The organism is uncultured Winogradskyella sp. (assembly GCF_947496485.1).
GTDB lineage: Bacteria > Bacteroidota > Bacteroidia > Flavobacteriales > Flavobacteriaceae > Winogradskyella.
In genome coordinates, this window is record NZ_CANMCZ010000002.1 from 206927 (window position 1) to 225238 (window position 18312).

Consider the following 18312-nt stretch of genomic DNA (forward strand, 5'->3'; position numbering starts at 1 on the left):
TTAAGAGATTGGAAGACGTAAAACAATTAGTTGCTACAATAAAAAAGGGAGACCTTAAGCCTATTTATTTTTTAATGGGAGAGGAAGCTTATTATATTGATAAGATTTCAGATTTTATTGAAGACAATGTTTTGGCTGAAGCTGAAAAAGGGTTTAACCAAATGGTTTTGTATGGTAGAGACGTTTCTATTGATGATATTGTGAGTAATGCTAAGCGTTATCCAATGATGGCAGAACGCCAGGTTGTGATTGTAAAAGAAGCACAAGACTTAAGTAGAACAATTGAAAAGTTAGCTAAATATGCTGAAAATCCTCAGCCTACTACAGTTTTGGTAGTAAATTACAAGTACAAAAAACTAGATAAACGTAAAGCGCTTTATAAGACCATTAATAAAAGCGGAGGTCTAGTTTTTGAAAGTAAAAAACTTTACGAAAATCAAGTGCCAGATTGGATTAGACGTGTGCTTAAAGGTCAAGGTTATGATATTTCACCTAAAGCTGCACAAATGCTAACTGAATTTTTAGGCACAGATTTAAGTAAGGTCAATAATGAGCTTAACAAACTAAAAATTGTTTTACCAAAGGGTACACAAATTACACCAGAGCATATCGAAGAAAATATTGGTATAAGTAAAGACTATAATAACTTTGAATTGCGCAAAGCTGTTGGAGAGCGCAACGTTGTAAAAGCTCATAAGATTGCCAAGTATTTTGCAGACAACCCAAAGGATAATCCTATGGTGGTTACGGTGTCGTTATTATTTGGTTTTTTCTCTCAGTTATTACATCTTCACGGCTTGCACGACAAGTCACCACGAAGCGTCGCTTCTGCTATAAAAGTCAATCCATATTTTGTTAATGAGTACTTAACAGCTGCTCGAAATTACCCAATGAAAAAGGTGAGTTCAGTTATTGCTTTATTACGTGAATTTGATGTCAAAAGTAAAGGAGTAGGATCTAATGCTGTACCTCAAGGAGATTTGCTTAAGGAATTGTTGGTGAGAATTTTAGGTTGAAACTTAATTTAGGATAATTAATCGCTTAGTCACTAAATTCCTAGTTAACAATTCTTCAATTTTAACTAAGTAAACACCAGAATTCAAATCCGAAATATCAATTTGCTTCTCAGTTGATGTTTTGACCAAATGTCCCGTAACACTAAAAATGCTTGTCACTAGATTGTCGTGGCTTAAAGTAATTGTCGCTTTCGCAGGATTAGGATAAAAAGATATCACACTACCAGAAACTTCAGAAGTACTTAAAGTAGCGATATTAAAGCTATATAAGCCTGAAGCAAGAGATGAGTTTTCTTCTGCAGATATATAGTATTCATTAGCATTAATAGCTACTATACCTTCAATCTGAGGGGAATAGTTAACTGGTACTCCTATTGTAGTTTTTGTAACAGTTCCGTTAGAAAATAAACCAGAATTGAATCCGCTCAATTGGATTAAAAACGCTCCATTAGTATCATATCCTATAAGTACAATACTATTATCTAAGACATTGTACGAAGCACCAGAGATTAATCCTTGTGCACTTATAGTGTCTATTGCAGAAATGCTATGTGTGCCAGGTGTTTTTGGTAACTCATAGATATTGGTATCGCCATTTAGCCAATTTTTAGTAAACACATATAGCTTATTATTATAGTGAATTAGGCCTTCTGCATCAAAATTGGTAGCTAGTGGACTTGGTGTAAAATCGGTTTGATTGCTATAACTAAAATTAATAATATCAGCAGTTACAGACGTGCTTGCAAAGTAGTCTGCAATAGCAATACGATATACTTTTAAATCTGTTCTATGACCTTGATAATTACCAAAATCTCCGATATAGATATAAGTGCCATCGTGAGTAAGATCTTCCCAATCTGAATTTGTAGCATTTGTTACTGTCACAGTTCTAGTCACTGAACCTGTGTTGGTATCAATATCAAACAACTCATTGGTGTTTTCAGTATCGTTATGTGTAATCAAGGTATCATTAAGATAGAGGAGTCCTGAAGTTTCATTAACCGCAACATCAAGACCAGTCTCTAGGGTAAATTGTTGTGCACTAGTTAATAAAGCTGAGCATATAAAAAAGAGATTGATACAAATATACCTTACCATTAAACACGTTGATTAGGTTTTAAAAGTAATCATTCTATTCATTCAGAAAACAAAAAGTATATAAGTCACAATTATTTAGGATGAAATGTTGTACAACGTCACTTTATTAATACTAAAAGTCTAGTAGACGATGATAGTGTAATAACTCTTCATCATTGTTTGGTAGGTTACCAATGCCTTTTAAATGAAAACCAAGTCGCTCTAATAACTTTCTTGAAGATTGATTGTCTTCCAAAGTGTAAGCACTTAGTTCCTTTAGTCCAAAATCCTCTTTTGCATTTTTAACTAGTTGACTATTGGCTTCAAACGCGTAGCCTTTGCCTTCATGAGCTGGTAAAAAAGCAAATCCTATATCTGGATCTTCTCGATCTTCTCTATGATATAAACCACAAGTGCCGAGTTTTACATTATCCTCTTTTCTAATAATGATATTATTGCCATAACCATATTCTTTTAGTTGTGACAAAGCCTTTTCTTTAATATATGCTTCAGCTTCTTCAACGGTTCTTACATTTCTATCACCAATGAACTGAATCCATTTGGGAGTATTCATTAACTCTAAAATGAATGGCGCATCATTGACCACAACTGGTCTAATGCTTAATCTTTTGGTTTGAAATGTTTTGTATTTATGCCGTTGCCATTGGTTTTTAGTCATTTCGTAGCACATACATTTTTCGTGTTCTGGGTATTCTCTTAGTTTAGGATGATTAAAGTCTCCAATCTTAATCATTCCGATTTTTTTCATAACACGTTCTGACTTGTTGTTTTGTGCTGTACAAACAGATATTATTTTATCCAAATTCAGTTTGTCAAATGCATAATTAAAGCATTGTTTTGCACCTTCGGTTGCGTATCCATTTCCCCAACTGCTTTTCTTTAATCGCCAACCAATATCTGTTGCAGGTGTGAAATCTGTTTTATACTCTTGATATGCAAGACCTATGAATCCAATTAATTCACCAGTTTTTAAAATTTCAGTTGCAAAGTACGTGTATCCATTTTTGGAGTAATGATCTTCTAGTCGCTCAATAAACTCTGCTGTTTCTTTTTTAGTCAATGGTTTTGGGAAATGTTCCATAACTTCTAAATCAGCATTTATTTTAGCAAATTCAGTTAAGTCATTTTCAGTCCAATTCCGAAATCCGAGTCTTTCAGATTTAAATAGGTAATCATTTTTCAATTTGAGCGTGGTTTTTGGTTTTAATACCCCAAGTAACTATCTACTAATTATTTATGTTATGTGCAAACGATTTTAATCAACCAATTCGTAAAATTTGAACCTTCCTTTCTTTTTATTTTCTCTTTTAAAACCTCTCGCATCCTTATGATTAGGAATTTCAAAGACTTTGTTATTCAATTTCTTTTTTTTTAAGCTTACTAACCTAAATTCCTCGGAAACGTTCATATTCTTTCCAGATATTAAATAATAATAAATTATAGAATTTTGTAATTCAGACGCAATTTCGTTGGGATGAATTTGTCCTCCAACGTTTTTTAGAATGTTCCGATTGTCAGCTAGTTTTATACTATCTGATTCTGAATAAACATAAGTTTCATTTCCGTATTTTCTTTCTACGAAAAGCCTTTTTAGTTTATAATCTTTGTCATTAAAATTAAAGATTGTGTCGGATTTAGTTATTGAATTTATAGTTCCAAAATGAGAATTTTCACGATTGTATAACTTACCATAATTTAGATTATCCTCAGTCATTGTGAGATTTTTTGATTTTACAGACTTATCTAAATAGATAACAAATCTTTTTGCAATGAGTCTATAAAAAATATTTTTTCGTACTGAGCTTTATTCGTTTTTTTTATAAAATTTTTGTTCTTGTAAATAATTTTAAGAGTATCATAAAATTTTCGGTATTCAGAATAATTTTCCGAACCCATTTTCATATTGTGATGATAAATCAACTCTCCTTCAAATACTTTTTTGTTTGATAACTGATTAATTAATAAAAGGCAAAATATCAATGACAATATTCTCATTTCTCAAATGTTTGATAACTTTTAATAGGAGTGTTTTGGCTACTCTTCTTCAACTGCATTATGCGTTTTTAACCATTCCTCACCAGCTTTATCTCTAAAAAAGTCCATCCAGACATAGTACATTTCATCACCATCTAAAGCTTCTACAGAATGACTAGAACCTAGAGGTATGTGAAGAATTGAATGTTCTGGAAAATTAACTTGTGCATCATCTGCATAAACAATGACCTGGTTATCAGTAAGTCCAAGAAATAATTGTTCTAACATACCATGTTCATGAGCACCTACTTTGTCAGGACCTTTAGTTTGAACCGTTCCCATTGCAATGCGTGGTAAATATTTATTTGGTAAAATAGTACGACTAACCGTATTTGGACTTTTTATAGGTTCTGTATAAGCTTCACAATCCGTAAATTTTCTGTAATAGACATTCTGTGTGTTTTCTGCAGGAAACTCCTTTAAATCTAAAAGATCTTGTTCTGTGAGTTTTGTTGATATTTTGAGGAAATTTAGTGTGTCATTCTCTGTAGCTTTTATCGAAATAGTTTTAATAGCATTTGGTAATAATATGGTTTCTGGCACAATATCAAAATTTTCAGCGTTTGCTGTGACTTTACCATTTCCACTAACAAAAAGGTATATGTCTTTATGACCATCTTCTGTTAAATGATTTTTTGCAACACCTGTTAAAGTGATATGCTCTACTTCAATACCAGGAATTTCGTTTTCGAGTACTGTTTTGGTGCGATCTTGACTATTGGATTGTAGATCCATGGCGAGATACTCAATAGGAATTTCTAATTTTTCTTGTTCTTGAGTTTTCTCAATTTCTATTTCTTTTTTCTTTTCGGTTTCTTTGCATCCTATAAAAAAAACGGTTGTTAAAAGTAGAGAGAAAGCTAGATAGTTGAATTTTGTTTTCATGGTTCTTATTATTTGATCTTATCTATGACTTTATAGAATTTGTATATTTTTTCTTAAGTTTATCAGAATTGTCTTATTATCCAAATACTCTGAAGAATAGGATACAAGGAAATACAATTATCGCAACAAAAAAAATATATTTCCCTTGTTTTCTATCTTTGGCAGAATAGGAATATACTTTTTGACCGTTTGGGAGTGTCTTTTTAGAAGTCCAAAGAAAATACCCAATAATTATTCCTAGAAAGCCTCCTAAAAGTGCAAATAAATACCCTGCTAAAATCCAAGGCTTCTGATTTTCGTCGGGTTTTGCTAATTCTTCTAACCTTTGTTTTTTTAAAGAATTGATTAATTCTTGGTCAATATTTTTACCTTTGTCCTTTAAAATTTTTTGAGCGAGGGTATAGTCAAACTTATTCCATTCGTCAGATTTCAGGAGTATTTCATAGAGTTCTTCATCAGTAAAATCGAAAAGATAATATGCGGGATCAATATTATTTAATTCTTCTTTAGCTGCTTTCTCTAAAATTAACTCTGCTTTTTCAAAATCAGATTCTTTAATTCTTATCTCTATTTTATCTTGTGCAGATGCGCCAACAGAAAATGTAACATCAACAGGCGCTGAATTATCATCTAGTATAGTCTCTATTTGATTTCTTTCTAAAATATTTCTTAATTCTATTGCTAATCCGAAGTTTGAGAATGATCTAAAAATAGAATATTGTTCTGTCATTTTATTGTTTTATATAATAGCAAAATTTCACTCAAATATATTGATTTAGACGTCATTATGAAAATACTATTATGTAGCTAAATATTATTAAAATAAAACTTAATTTAACAAAAACGCCCTCAATTCCTCATAAGAACTCAAAGCGATTGCAGATTTCTTTTTATCCATAACCGCTTTAATTTGAGGTGGAAGCTCTACTTTTTGTTCAATGACCTCTTCTACGACATCTAAGAATTTAGTAGGATGAGCAGTTTCTAAAAACACTACATGAGCATCATTATTTTCTAAATATGCTTTAGCACCTAAATAACCAACCGCTCCATGAGGATCTGCTACATAATCATAATCTTTAAACAATTCTAAAAGCGCCTTTCTAGTTTCATCATCAGTATAACTATAAGAGGATAAATTAGCCTTTAAATCTTCAAAATTATTGTTGTGTAATTCTTGTATACGAATAAAATTACTTGGGTTACCAACATCCATTGCATTGCTAATGGTTTGCACAGATGGCTTTGGTTCGTAAGATTGTGTTGTCATATAATTTACAACGGTGTCGTTAGCATTATTGGCCGCAATAAAATGCTTTACTGGTAAGCCTAATTTTTGAGCGACCATGCCTGCACAGATATTCCCAAAGTTGCCACTAGGAATAGAAAATGCAATGTCTTTGTATTTTGATTTTAATTGCTTGTAGGCAAATAAGTAATAGAAGAGTTGTGGCAACCAACGCGCTATGTTTATTGAGTTTGCAGAAGTCAACTGCATTTGGCTGGTCAGTTCTTCGTCCATAAAAGCACGCTTTACCATATCTTGGCAATCATCAAAAACTCCATCTACTTCTAATGCAGTTATGTTTTCTTCCAAGGTGGTGAGCTGCTTTTCTTGTATATCACTCACTTTTCCACTTGGATACAATATCACTACATTCACGCCTTTTACACCTAAGAAGCCGTTTGCTACAGCACCTCCAGTGTCACCAGAAGTCGCTACTAATACTGTTACTTCATTAGTATTAGATTTGTTAAAATAGCCTAAGCATCTCGCCATAAAGCGCGCTCCAACATCCTTAAAAGCCATAGTTGGTCCATGAAACAATTCTAATGTAGAAATGTTTTCGTTGATATTTACAATAGGAAATTCAAAGTTGAGTGTTTCTTCAATAATAGTCTTCAATACATCTTCAGGAATTTCAGGTACAATAAATTGTTTAATCGCTTCAAAGGCTATATCAGTATTGGATTTGTTTTCAATGGTTTCAAAAAATGATGGGTCTAATGGACTTATCGATTCAGGGAAATACAAGCCTTTATCTGGAGCAAGTCCTCTGATTACGGCTTCTGCAAAAGTTGTGTTTGGTGCTTTTCTATTGAGTGAATAGTAATTCATTATAATATTTTTATCCCTTCGGTATTAATCTTAGAAACATAAGTTTCAAATTGTATATCTGTTTTTGAATATGTATTGTACATAGCTTTCTGTACAGTTTTTGCAGTTGCTTCACTTTTACTTAATGCGAAAATAGAAGGACCAGAACCTGAAATAGCACATCCTAGTGCTCCTACTTCCAAAACAGCGCTTTTTACGTTATCAAAATATGGAATAAGTTGCTTGCGATAAGGTTCAATCACCACATCGTTTAGAGCATCTTTAATCAACTCATAATTTGAGGTATGTAAACCATGAACTAAACTACCAACGTTTGCCCATTGTGTTATGGCTTTTTGCAGTGAGATATCTTTTGGTAAAAGTGCTCTAGATTCTGACGTCTTAATTTCTATCTGCGGATGAATTAAAGTTGCATACAAATCTGATGGAGTAGGAAGTTCTAAAACGTGCAAAGGACAAGCACTTTTGACTAAAGTAAAGCCACCAAAAATGGCAGGTGCCAAATTATCGGCATGTTCACATTGACTTGCTAGGGCTTCACCTTTCATAGCATAATAGGTGAGTTTTGTTTTGTCTAGTGGCTTTCCTAATAATTCATTCATACCAAAAACACTGCCTGCTGCACTCGCAGAACTACTGCCAATACCACTACCAGGTTTAATCTTTTTATAGATTTCTATTTCGAAACCACAATCTGGCTGTAAATCATTATACATGGCTAAAGCCGAAACGCCAGCGACATTTTTTTTAGCTTCATACGGTAAATTGTAACCTTCTATTTTAGTGATTCTAATGCCTTTTTCTTGAGTTTTTCTAACGACCATTTCGTCTCCAATAGTATCTAAGCAAAAACCAAGAACGTCGAATCCACAAGCTACATTGGCTACAGTCGCAGGTGAAAATATTTTGATTTCGTTTTTCATGCTTAGTTATTAGCGATTCTTATAATATCGGCAAATAAACCTGAAGCGGTTACATCTGCACCAGCACCAGCACCTTTTATTATCATGGGTTGCTCAGGATAACGTTGTGTATAAAACATCACGATATTATCTTTTCCTTTTAGATTATAAAATGGGTGACCTTCAGGGATTTCTTTCAATCCAACTTTAGCTTTTCCGTTATTAAATTCGGCTACAAACTTTAATTGACAATTCTTTTCTTGGGCAGATTTGTATAAGCTTTGATAATAAGCCTCATCTTCAGAAAGTGTTTTGTAAAAATCGTCAACTGTATCAGCTTTCATTGCATTTTCAGTTAAGAAATTGTCAGTTTCGAGATCAGATAATTCAATAGAATGACCACTTTCTCTCGCCAATATTAAAACTTTACGTGCTACATCGATTCCACTTAAATCTATACGTGGATCTGGTTCAGTATAACCTTCTTCTTGCGCTTGCTTTACCACATCATGAAAGGTGGTTTCTGCATTAAAGTTGTTGAATATAAAGTTAAGACTTCCCGATAAAACTGCTTGTATTGTATTCACTTTATCACCAGAAGTAATTAAGTGACTCAATGTATCTATAACTGGTAATCCAGCGCCAACATTGGTTTCAAATAAAAATGACGCGTTGTACTTTCTAGATAAAGCTTTAAGTTCATTGTAATATTCAATATTACCAGAACATGCAATTTTGTTACAAGCAACAACAGAAATACTTTGCTTTAGATAGTCTCTATACATACCTGCTACTGCATCATTTGCTGTGATATCTACAAAGACAGAATTTCTTAAATTCAAGTTTTTTGCATGTTCAAAAAAGCCTTTTAAACTCGCTTTTTCACCAGCTTCTAATTGTTGTTTCCAATCTTTTAGATTAATACCTTCATCATTCACAACCATTGTTCTGGAATTTGACAAGCCAGCAACTCTTAGATTAATCTTAAAGTTTTCTTTTACATAAGCTTTTTGCTGTTTGATTTGTTCAATAAGGCGCTCACCAACATTACCAACACCTGTAATAAACAAGTTAATTTGTTTAGTTTTGATTTCAAAGAATTGTTCGTGTAAACTGTTTAATGCTTTTTTAACATCGTTTTTATGAATCACCGCGGAAATATTACGTTCGGACGCTCCTTGAGCAATAGCTCTAATATTTACATTATTTTTGCCAAGTGTGCTAAACATTTTACCACTAATACCTTGGTGGCTTTTCATCTTATCACCTATTACTGCTATGATTGATAAATCCGTTTCTACAACAATTGGGTCTATCTTTTGAAGTGTAATTTCGTATTCAAAAACATCATCGATAAGTTCTTTAGCTCGTTGTGCATCACTATCTGAAATCCCGAAACAAATAGAATGTTCTGAAGAGGATTGCGTAATTAAAATAATATTGATTTTCCCTTGTGCAAGTGTTTCGAATAAGCGCTTACTAAATCCAGGAACACCAACCATACCATTGCCTTGCAAGGTTAGAAGAGCGATATTGTCTATGTTGCTTAGTCCTTTGACTGGTGAGCCGTTTGACTTTATATCTTCCGTAATTGTGGTACCAAGAGCCTCAGGATCCATTGTGTTTTTTATCACAATGGGAATTTTCTTTTTAAGAACAGGCATAACTGTTGGTGGATATAATACTTTTGCTCCAAAATGCGATAGTTCTACAGCTTCTTGGTACGATAATTCTACGATTGGCGCAGCCTGTTTTACTAATTTAGGGTTGGTGGTGAACATGCCACTAACATCTGTCCAGATTTGTAATTCGTTCGCATTTAATGCAGCAGCAATAATAGCAGCTGTATAATCAGAACCTCCACGACCTAATGTTGTAATTTCTCCACTTAACGATTTTGATATAAAACCGGGTAGCAAAACTATGGAGTGGGAATCTGTCTCAAAGAATGATTGAATATTGCTATTAGTAACTTCAAAATTCACCAATGCGTTATTAAAACTCAAATCAGTAACAATTAATTCTTGAGAGTTTTTTAAAGTCGTATCTAATTTTCTAGATTTTAGTGTATGATAAATAATAGTTGAAGATATAGTTTCACCGAAACTTAAAAGTTTATCCTTGGTTTTAGGCGATAATTCATTAATAAGATAAATACCATCTAATAGACTTCTCAGTTCTTTTAATTTTTCCGAAATTAAGTCGTGAAGTACTTCATGATCTTTTTGAAGACTTTTATCATTTTCAGAATTTATAAAAAGACCCTCAATCACTTTATTGTGTCTAGACCAAATAGCATTGTAAGTATCTTTATATTCTAGGTCTTTATTGCAAGCTAAATTAGCGGCTTCTAATAACTTATCTGTAATGCCACCAACTGCAGAAACCACAACGGCAATTTTAGAGCTTTTTGATTGTTGCTCTAAAATTGAAATCACTTTATTTATATTTTCGGCTGAACCTACTGATGTTCCACCAAATTTGAGAACTTTCATATTTTATATTATTTAAGAGAATAAAATGTCTAAATAGACAAAAAGGGACGGAAAGCATATTAGAAATTACCCCAAAGGGTAATAATAGTTGAAATAAAAAACATAGAAATAGTCATACCGATTGTATGTGAGATTGTATTTTCTGATATGTTTATTTTATTCGTCATTACACATCAAAAGTATTATTTTTACAACAATAAAAAAACTAATCTCTCCTTTTTAGGGAATTGGTAATAAAGCGCTGGTCTAGTTGTAAAAAATGAAATATAACCAGTAATTTACATCAGGTATTAAATTATTCACATGAAGCTATTTTCTAAAGAGCAAATTTATGAAGGCGATAAGCTAACTACAGAGCGCCAAAATATATCCTCAACAGATTTGATGGAACGAGCAGGAACCCAAATTTTTAATTGGATTCACAAACGTATGCAAGGTGCTCAAGTGCCAATCCATGTCTTCTGTGGTATTGGTAATAATGGTGGTGATGGATTAGTATTGGCAAGACATTTAATTACTCATGGCTACAATGTTGTTACATATATTGTTAATTGCAGTGATAAGCGCTCTAAGGATTTTCTTATAAATTATGATCGCATTAAAAACGTTACTAAGAATTGGCCAAAGATGCTAAGTTGTAGTGGTGATTTCTCAGAAATTATAATAAATGAACAAGATATTATAGTTGATGCAGTTTTCGGTATTGGTTTGAATCGTCCTCCAAATGATTGGGTGCAAGAGTTATTTGAGAAATTCAGAGCATCTAAAGCTTTTACTTTATCAATTGATATTCCTTCTGGATTATATACAGACAAGGCAGTGGAGGATGAAAAAGCAGTTGTTAACGCCGGATATACGTTGAGTTTTCAATCTCCTAAGCTGGTGTTCTTTTTACCTGAGACAGCCAAATATACAGTACAATGGGAAGCATTGGATATTGGCATAGATAGAGATTATTTAATGCAAACAGAAACAGAGGTTGAGCTTATTTCTAAGTATGAGGTTTTACCATTTTATAAACCGAGACAAAAATTTGCTCATAAAGGAGATTTTGGGCACGTTATGATTCTTGGTGGAAGTCATGGTAAAATTGGAGCTGTGAATTTAGCAAGTAGAGCAGCCTTAAGCTCTGGTGCTGGTTTGGTCACTGCTTATATTCCTAAATGTGGTTATCATAGTATGCAGAGTTCTATTCCAGAAGTTATGGTGATTACAGACGAGAATGAAACTAATATTTCTAATATTAATTTTGATATAGAACCAACTGCAATTGGTGTTGGGGTAGGACTTGGGACAACGACAGAAACGGCTAAATCATTTGAGACTTTTCTTAAGAAAAATAAGACGCCTTTAGTCATTGATGCTGATGGAATAAATTTACTATCTAAAAAGAAAACCTTACTAAAATTACTGCCAGAACAAAGCATTTTAACTCCACATCCAAAAGAACTAGAAAGATTGGTAGGAAAGTGGTCTGATGATTTTGAAAAGCTTAAAAAAGTAAAAGCTTTTTCCAAAAAATATAATAGTATTGTACTTATTAAGGGAGCAAATTCCATTACAGTTTATCAAGACAAATTGTATATTAATACTACAGGAAATCCTGGTATGGCAACAGCAGGAAGCGGTGATGTTTTAACAGGCATTATTTCTGGATTAATAGCACAAGGTTATGACTTTTTAGCTGCTACAATTTTTGGAGTATATCTTCATGGTAGATCAGCAGATATTTCTCTAGAGGATTATGGTTACCAAAGCTTAATTGCCAGTCACATTATTGATACTATTGGTGAAGCTTATATAGATTTGTTTAAAAAGCCAGAACAACCGTCTCAGGAGGAAGAAGGACAAGAACAATAATAAAAAAGAAAAGCCTTCAATTTTTGAAGACTTTTTCTTTATGTAGTTGTATGTTATTTATAAATCTAATTGATTAAATAAAGTAACAAGCTGAGGATTAGAAGGTCTAGGCGCATCAGCACTTACTATATTACCTGATGGGTCTATAAGTATAAACCTAGGTATTGCATTGATTCTGTATTCTTGTATAAATTTAGATGTAAAGCCACTATCAGCAAACAATTGTGTTCCTCCAAGGTCTTTATCGGCAATCATTTTTTTCCAGCCTTCGTAAGCCGCTTTTGCATCACCTTTGTAACCACGACCGTTATCAACTGAAATACTTACAAATTCTATATTTTTACCTTCAAACTGGTGCTCTAATTTTTTGAGTGATGGAATTTCTCTTATACAAGGACCACACCAAGTTGCCCAAATGTCCATATATACATATTTACCTTTTAAATCTGAAAGTGATGTATTTCCTCCAGCATAATTTTCGTAATCTACAAAGATTGGCGATAATGACCCTTTAGGTAATGCATTGCGTATAGAAAATTTAGGTGTCAAAAATTGAGTTAATTGTTTTATTCTACCCTCAACATTTTTATCCATTTGAGCGATGTGAGTGGAATCTACATCTTCATACTTTTTCTTTAAACCTTCGTAAGCAGATTTATAATTGTTAACAGCTGTATTTAAATCTTCTTGATTCCCATTTGCAATAAGGTCTTCAGTAAAATAATCATTAGAGATCAAAAACGATTGAATAGAAAAATTGTTTGTGTCTTCCGCATCTCCTTCAAAAACCATAGACTTTGCAAAATTCTCGTAATCTGTACGGAATGAAGATTCGTGGTCATTTTTTAGGTACATAACTCCATATTGGTCTCCATGCTGAATGTTATAATCTCCTTCTTGAATTTTTAAAGTGTCTTTAAAAGTGCCATCATCAGCTATGGTAATTATTTTTTCGTATTCTCTTCCTTTAAAAACTTTTATTGTTTTACTCTCATGGGGATTTTCAATCTTACCTGAAAGTGTAGCATAATCTTTCGGCTCTTCTTTTTTACATCCAAATAAAGATATTGCTATACAAAGTGCTATTAATTTTTTCATCATTTGATTTTTTTTCAATGTTCAAAAGTAAACATTAATATAGTAAATCATAGAATAAATGAATTATTAACAAAACCTTGTAGTGTGCAAAATTATTCTCAAATTTGATTCATAAGAAATCTTGAATAATGGATAACTATCATATCATTTCCTCAGAAGCATTAGACATTGTAACTATTTACAATATTTTTGATAACAACAAGAAATTAAAACTATCTGAAGAGTCTATTGAAAAAGTAGTGTCTTGTAAAGCTTATTTAGATGCTAAACTAGCAAATGATAAAAAGCCAATGTATGGTATTAATACTGGGTTTGGATCACTTTATAATGTAAAAATATCTGATAAAGATTTAACTCAGCTTCAAGAAAACTTAGTAATGTCTCATGCTTGTGGAACAGGTGATAGAGTACCAGAATCTGTTGTTAAGGTGATGTTGCTTTTAAAAATTCAATCCCTGAGCTATGGTCATAGTGGAGTACAATTAGAGACCATCAATCGATTAATAGATTTTTTTAACAATGATATTTTTCCGTTTGTTTACACCCAAGGATCTTTAGGTGCTTCGGGAGATTTAGCTCCTTTAGCTCACTTATCATTACCATTACTAGGAAAAGGAAATGTAATACATGATGGAAAGGAATATTTGGCAAATGAAATTTTAAAAAAATTTAATTGGAAACCTATTAAACTTGAAGCAAAAGAAGGTTTAGCATTACTGAATGGTACACAGTTTATGAGTGCTTACGGAGTTTATCTCTTATTATTGTCTCATAAAACATCATATCTTGCGGATATTATTGCGTGTATTTCCTTAGATGCTTTTGATGGAAGATTAGATCCTTTTCATGATTTGGTACATGCGGTAAGACCTCATCCAGGGCAAAGAAAAGTTGCAAGACGATTTAATGAGCTTTTGGAAGGAAGTGAATTAATATCAAGAACGAAGGCACATGTTCAAGATCCTTATTCGTTTCGTTGTATTCCGCAAGTACATGGGGCAACAAAGGATACTTTAGACTTTGTTGAAAAGGTAATTTTAACCGAAATTAATTCAGTCACAGATAATCCTAATATTTTCCCTGAAGAAGATTTAATAATATCTGGTGGTAACTTCCATGGCCAGCCTTTAGCTTTAGCTTTGGATTATCTAAAAATTGCAATGGCAGAAATTGGTAATATTTCAGAACGCAGAGTATTTCAACTTGTATCTGGTTTAAGGGGTTTGCCCGCATTTTTAGTGGATAATCCTGGTCTCAATTCTGGTTTTATGATTCCGCAATACACAGCGGCAAGTATTGTAAGTGCTAATAAGCAGATGGCTACGCCTGCTAGTGTAGACAGCATAGTCTCCAGCAATGGACAAGAAGACCATGTAAGTATGGGTGCCAATGCAGCTACACAAGCTTATAGCTTAATAAGAAATGTTGAGCGTGTTATTGCAATTGAACTAATGAATGCTTCTCAAGCATTAGAATTTAGACGACCTTTAAAAACGTCACCTTTACTCGAATCGTTTTTAATACATTATAGAAAAGTAGTTCCTTTTATCAAAGTTGATGAAGTATTACACGATGATATTGAATCTTCTATTCAGTTTTTGAAGGATGTGGATATTGAAGTTGAAGAATTATTTCTTAATCATTATGGTTTGAAATAAAAAAATTAAGAGTGTTATTTAGTTTTTTTAACCAAATGATCTGCCCAAGTGAACGCATCCTCCATTTTTGTAAATGTTTCAAAAGGTTTGTTGAAGAACATTTTTTCTATTTCAGCATTTACCTTAGCCTTGTAGTTTTTAGAAACTACAGCAAAACCTTTTAAGTTTTCAATTTTGGAGGTTTCAAAATAAATTTTTGGATCTACAGAGTACGAATTTATTCTATGGGTAATGTATACGAAAGGTTTATCTAGAAAATAATTTTCGGTCACTTCTACAAGAATACTATTATGATCTGGCGTTATATTTACACCTTCATTCATAACTACAACAACGTAGTTATCGTAGATTGACATTTTGCAAAAGTCGAAGGTAAGGGTTTCTTTCATCACAAAAATGGAATAATTTTAGGATTAAGGTAAAAAAAAACTCCTTCACAACGAAGGAGTTTAAATTATAATAGGTAAACTGACTTAAGATTCTGTTGTTTTACCAGATGTCTTTATTTTAATTTTTAAAATATCATTTTTTTCATCTAAATCCATAGTTATGGTATCACCTTCATGGATCTTTGAATTGATAATCTCTTCAGCTAAAGCATCTTCAACATACTTCTGAATAGCTCTATTGAGAGGTCTAGCTCCATATTGTTTATCAAATCCTTTTTCGGCAATATAGTCTTTTGCTTTGTTTGTTAGCTTTAGTTCGTAACCTATATCTTTGATTCGGTCAATGAGCTTAACTAATTCAATATCAATTATTTTATTAATATCTTCTTTTTCTAAAGCATTAAATACAATAACATCATCGATTCTGTTTAAAAACTCTGGTGCAAAGGCTTTTTTAAGTGCATTTTCAATCACACCTTTTGCATGATCTGATTCTTGAGCTGCTTTGGCAGAAGTACCAAAACCAACACCAGTTCCAAAATCTTTTAGTTTTCTGGCCCCAATATTAGATGTCATTATAATAATGGTATTTCTAAAATCAATTTTACGACCAAGACTATCAGTTAAGTAACCATCATCTAAAACTTGTAAGAGCATATTAAATACGTCTGGATGTGCTTTTTCTATTTCATCCAAAAGTACTACAGCATAAGGTTTACGTCTTATTTTTTCTGTAAGCTGACCACCTTCTTCATAACCAACGTAGCCTGGAGGTGCACCAATTAAACGCGAAATAGCAAATTTTTCCATGTATTCACTCATATCAATGCGCACTAAAGCATCGTCACTATCAAATAGCTCTTTTGCTAAAACTTTAGCTAACTGCGTTTTACCGACACCAGTTTGTCCTAAAAATATAAATGACCCAATTGGTTTATTAGGATCTTTAAGCCCAGCTCTGTTTCTCTGAATAGCTTTAACCACTTTAGCAACAGCATTATCTTGTCCAATAACTTTGCCTTTTATTAAATCTGGCAATTGTGATAATTTATTAATCTCAGTTTGCGCAATTTTGTTTACAGGTATGCCAGTCATCATAGAAACCACATCAGCAACATTATCTTCGGTGACAACTTCTCGATGCTGTTTAGTTTCTTCCTCCCATTTTTCTTGAGCAGAAGCTAAATCTTTTTCTAAGCGTTTTTCATCATCACGGAGCTTTGCAGCTTCTTCATATTTTTGTTTTTTAACAACACTATTCTTAGTTTCTTTTACCTCTTCTAGTTTCTTTTCTAACTCAAGAATCTGATCAGGCACATCAATATTAGTAATATGAACACGAGAGCCAGCTTCGTCTAAAGCATCTATAGCTTTATCTGGTAAGAATCTCTCAGTCATGTAACGATTAGTCAATTTTACACAAGCCTCAATCGCTTCATCTGTATAATCGACATTGTGATGTTCTTCATATTTACCTTTTATATTGTTAAGAATTTCAATAGTTTCTTCAACAGTAGTTGGCTCTACAATAACCTTCTGAAAACGACGCTCTAAAGCACCATCTTTTTCGATATATTGTCTATACTCGTCTAGAGTAGTTGCGCCAATACATTGTATTTCGCCTCTCGCAAGAGCTGGTTTAAACATATTTGAGGCATCAAGACTTCCGGTAGCACCACCAGCACCAACAATAGTATGAATTTCGTCAATAAACAAAATGATGTCATCATTCTTTTCTAGCTCGTTCATAACAGCTTTCATGCGTTCTTCAAACTGTCCTCTGTATTTGGTTCCTGCTACTAAACTTGCTAAATCTAAAGTCACAACCCGCTTGTTAAATAGCGTACGTGATACTTTACGTTTAACGATTCTTAATGCGAGTCCCTCAGCGATAGCTGATTTACCAACACCTGGTTCTCCTATTAATAAAGGATTGTTTTTCTTTCTTCTACTTAAAATTTGAGATACACGTTGTATTTCTTTTTCTCGTCCTACAACAGGATCTAGCTTGCCTTCTTCTGCAAGCACAGTTAAATCTCTACCAAAATTGTCTAATACAGGTGTCTTAGATTTTTTGTTCGTTTTACTCGATTGTCCACCAAATGGATTTTGTTTTGCATCATCATCCTCGTTAATATCATCATCTTCAGAGAATGATTCTGCTTTTGGTGTGTCTAGGTAATCATCTTCGCTAGTAATCATAGATTTGAATTCTTCTTTTACGTTATCATAATCAACTTTTAGCTTATTTAAAAGCTTAGTTGTAGGATCATTTTCATTTCTTAAAATGCACAATAATAAATGCGCTGTATTTATAGAGGTGCTTTGAAAAAGCTTTGCTTCTAAAAATGTTGTTTTTAAAGCACGCTCAGCTTGCCTCGTAAGGTGTAAGTTCTTTTTTTCGTTAGATGTAGTTATATTAGGATTTGCAGGACTTAGAATTTCAACCTTTCTTCTTAGGTGATTTAAATCTACGTCTAATGCACTAAGTATATCAATTGCTTTACCATTTCCATCTCTTAAAAGCCCTAACATTAAATGTTCGGTGCCAATAAAGTCATGACCTAGTCGCAAAGCTTCTTCTTTGCTAAAAGCAATAACATCTTTAACTCTTGGGGAAAAATTATCATCCATATTAAATTCCTTTCTGCATTAAAAATAATAAAAACATATTGAGTATAAGGCAAAAACTATACCTTAATTATATGTTGTCAACGAAGAGACTAAAAAAGCATTTTATATCAAAGCAAATTTTGAG

General features: G+C 32.8%; 14 protein-coding genes. 3 read left to right on the forward strand and 11 right to left on the reverse strand.

The window, feature by feature from the left end:
- Window positions 1–8 precede the first annotated feature (8 nt).
- Window positions 9–1016: a DNA polymerase III subunit delta gene (gene holA / locus Q0822_RS08770; protein ID WP_299122626.1), complete on the forward strand. Its 1008-nt coding sequence runs from the start codon at window positions 9–11 to the stop codon at window positions 1014–1016.
- Between the two features lie 3 nt (window positions 1017–1019).
- On the opposite strand, the gene Q0822_RS08775 is transcribed toward holA, so the two are convergent.
- The 8 genes from Q0822_RS08775 to thrA all read right to left on the reverse strand — a co-directional run bounded on the left by Q0822_RS08775 (window position 1020) and on the right by thrA (window position 10549).
- Window positions 1020–2114 carry a T9SS type A sorting domain-containing protein gene (locus Q0822_RS08775; protein ID WP_299122629.1) on the reverse strand — a complete coding sequence of 365 codons (1095 nt, stop codon included), beginning with the start codon at window positions 2112–2114 and terminating at the stop codon, window positions 1020–1022.
- Between the two features lie 112 nt (window positions 2115–2226).
- The gene (locus Q0822_RS08780) at window positions 2227–3297 is read right to left on the reverse strand and encodes a GNAT family N-acetyltransferase (protein ID WP_299122631.1); all 1071 of its coding nucleotides are present in this window, start codon (window positions 3295–3297) and stop codon (window positions 2227–2229) included.
- Between the two features lie 72 nt (window positions 3298–3369).
- On the reverse strand, window positions 3370–3828 hold the full coding sequence (locus tag Q0822_RS08785; RefSeq protein ID WP_299122633.1) for a hypothetical protein: 459 nt from the start codon (window positions 3826–3828) through the stop codon (window positions 3370–3372).
- A 320-nt stretch (window positions 3829–4148) separates the two neighbouring features.
- Entirely contained in the window at window positions 4149–5033 is an 885-nt protein-coding gene (locus tag Q0822_RS08790; protein WP_299122635.1) for a cupin domain-containing protein, read from the reverse strand.
- Window positions 5034–5109: 76 nt separating this feature from the next.
- Window positions 5110–5763 (reverse strand): hypothetical protein, encoded by a 654-nt coding sequence (locus tag Q0822_RS08795; protein ID WP_299122637.1) that lies wholly within the window; start codon window positions 5761–5763, stop codon window positions 5110–5112.
- Between the two features lie 99 nt (window positions 5764–5862).
- Window positions 5863–7152, reverse strand: a complete 1290-nt coding sequence (thrC, locus tag Q0822_RS08800; RefSeq protein WP_299122639.1) for a threonine synthase — start codon at window positions 7150–7152, stop codon at window positions 5863–5865.
- Window positions 7152–8075, reverse strand: coding sequence for a homoserine kinase (locus Q0822_RS08805; RefSeq protein ID WP_299122641.1), 924 nt, complete (start codon window positions 8073–8075; stop codon window positions 7152–7154). Before Q0822_RS08805 ends, thrC begins: the two co-directional genes overlap by 1 nt.
- 2 nt (window positions 8076–8077) lie before the next feature.
- On the reverse strand, window positions 8078–10549 hold the full coding sequence (gene thrA / locus Q0822_RS08810; protein ID WP_299122643.1) for a bifunctional aspartate kinase/homoserine dehydrogenase I: 2472 nt from the start codon (window positions 10547–10549) through the stop codon (window positions 8078–8080).
- A gap of 303 nt (window positions 10550–10852) precedes the next feature.
- Here thrA and Q0822_RS08815 point away from each other — a divergent pair, with 303 nt between their 5' ends.
- Window positions 10853–12409, forward strand: a complete 1557-nt coding sequence (locus tag Q0822_RS08815) for an NAD(P)H-hydrate dehydratase (RefSeq protein ID WP_299122645.1) — start codon at window positions 10853–10855, stop codon at window positions 12407–12409.
- Between the two features lie 57 nt (window positions 12410–12466).
- Here Q0822_RS08815 and Q0822_RS08820 read toward each other — a convergent pair whose 3' ends face one another.
- A complete protein-coding gene (locus Q0822_RS08820) occupies window positions 12467–13510 on the reverse strand; it encodes a TlpA disulfide reductase family protein (RefSeq protein WP_299122647.1) in 1044 nt (347 codons plus the stop codon).
- Window positions 13511–13635: 125 nt separating this feature from the next.
- On the opposite strand from Q0822_RS08820, the gene hutH reads away from it, so the two are divergent.
- Window positions 13636–15165 carry a histidine ammonia-lyase gene (hutH, locus tag Q0822_RS08825; RefSeq protein WP_299122648.1) on the forward strand — a complete coding sequence of 510 codons (1530 nt, stop codon included), beginning with the start codon at window positions 13636–13638 and terminating at the stop codon, window positions 15163–15165.
- Window positions 15166–15179: 14 nt separating this feature from the next.
- On the opposite strand, the gene Q0822_RS08830 is transcribed toward hutH, so the two are convergent.
- Window positions 15180–15521 (reverse strand): hypothetical protein, encoded by a 342-nt coding sequence (locus Q0822_RS08830; RefSeq protein WP_299122649.1) that lies wholly within the window; start codon window positions 15519–15521, stop codon window positions 15180–15182.
- Between the two features lie 117 nt (window positions 15522–15638).
- Window positions 15639–18188, reverse strand: a complete 2550-nt coding sequence (locus Q0822_RS08835) for an ATP-dependent Clp protease ATP-binding subunit (protein ID WP_299122650.1) — start codon at window positions 18186–18188, stop codon at window positions 15639–15641.
- Between the last annotated feature and the right edge of the window lie 124 nt (window positions 18189–18312).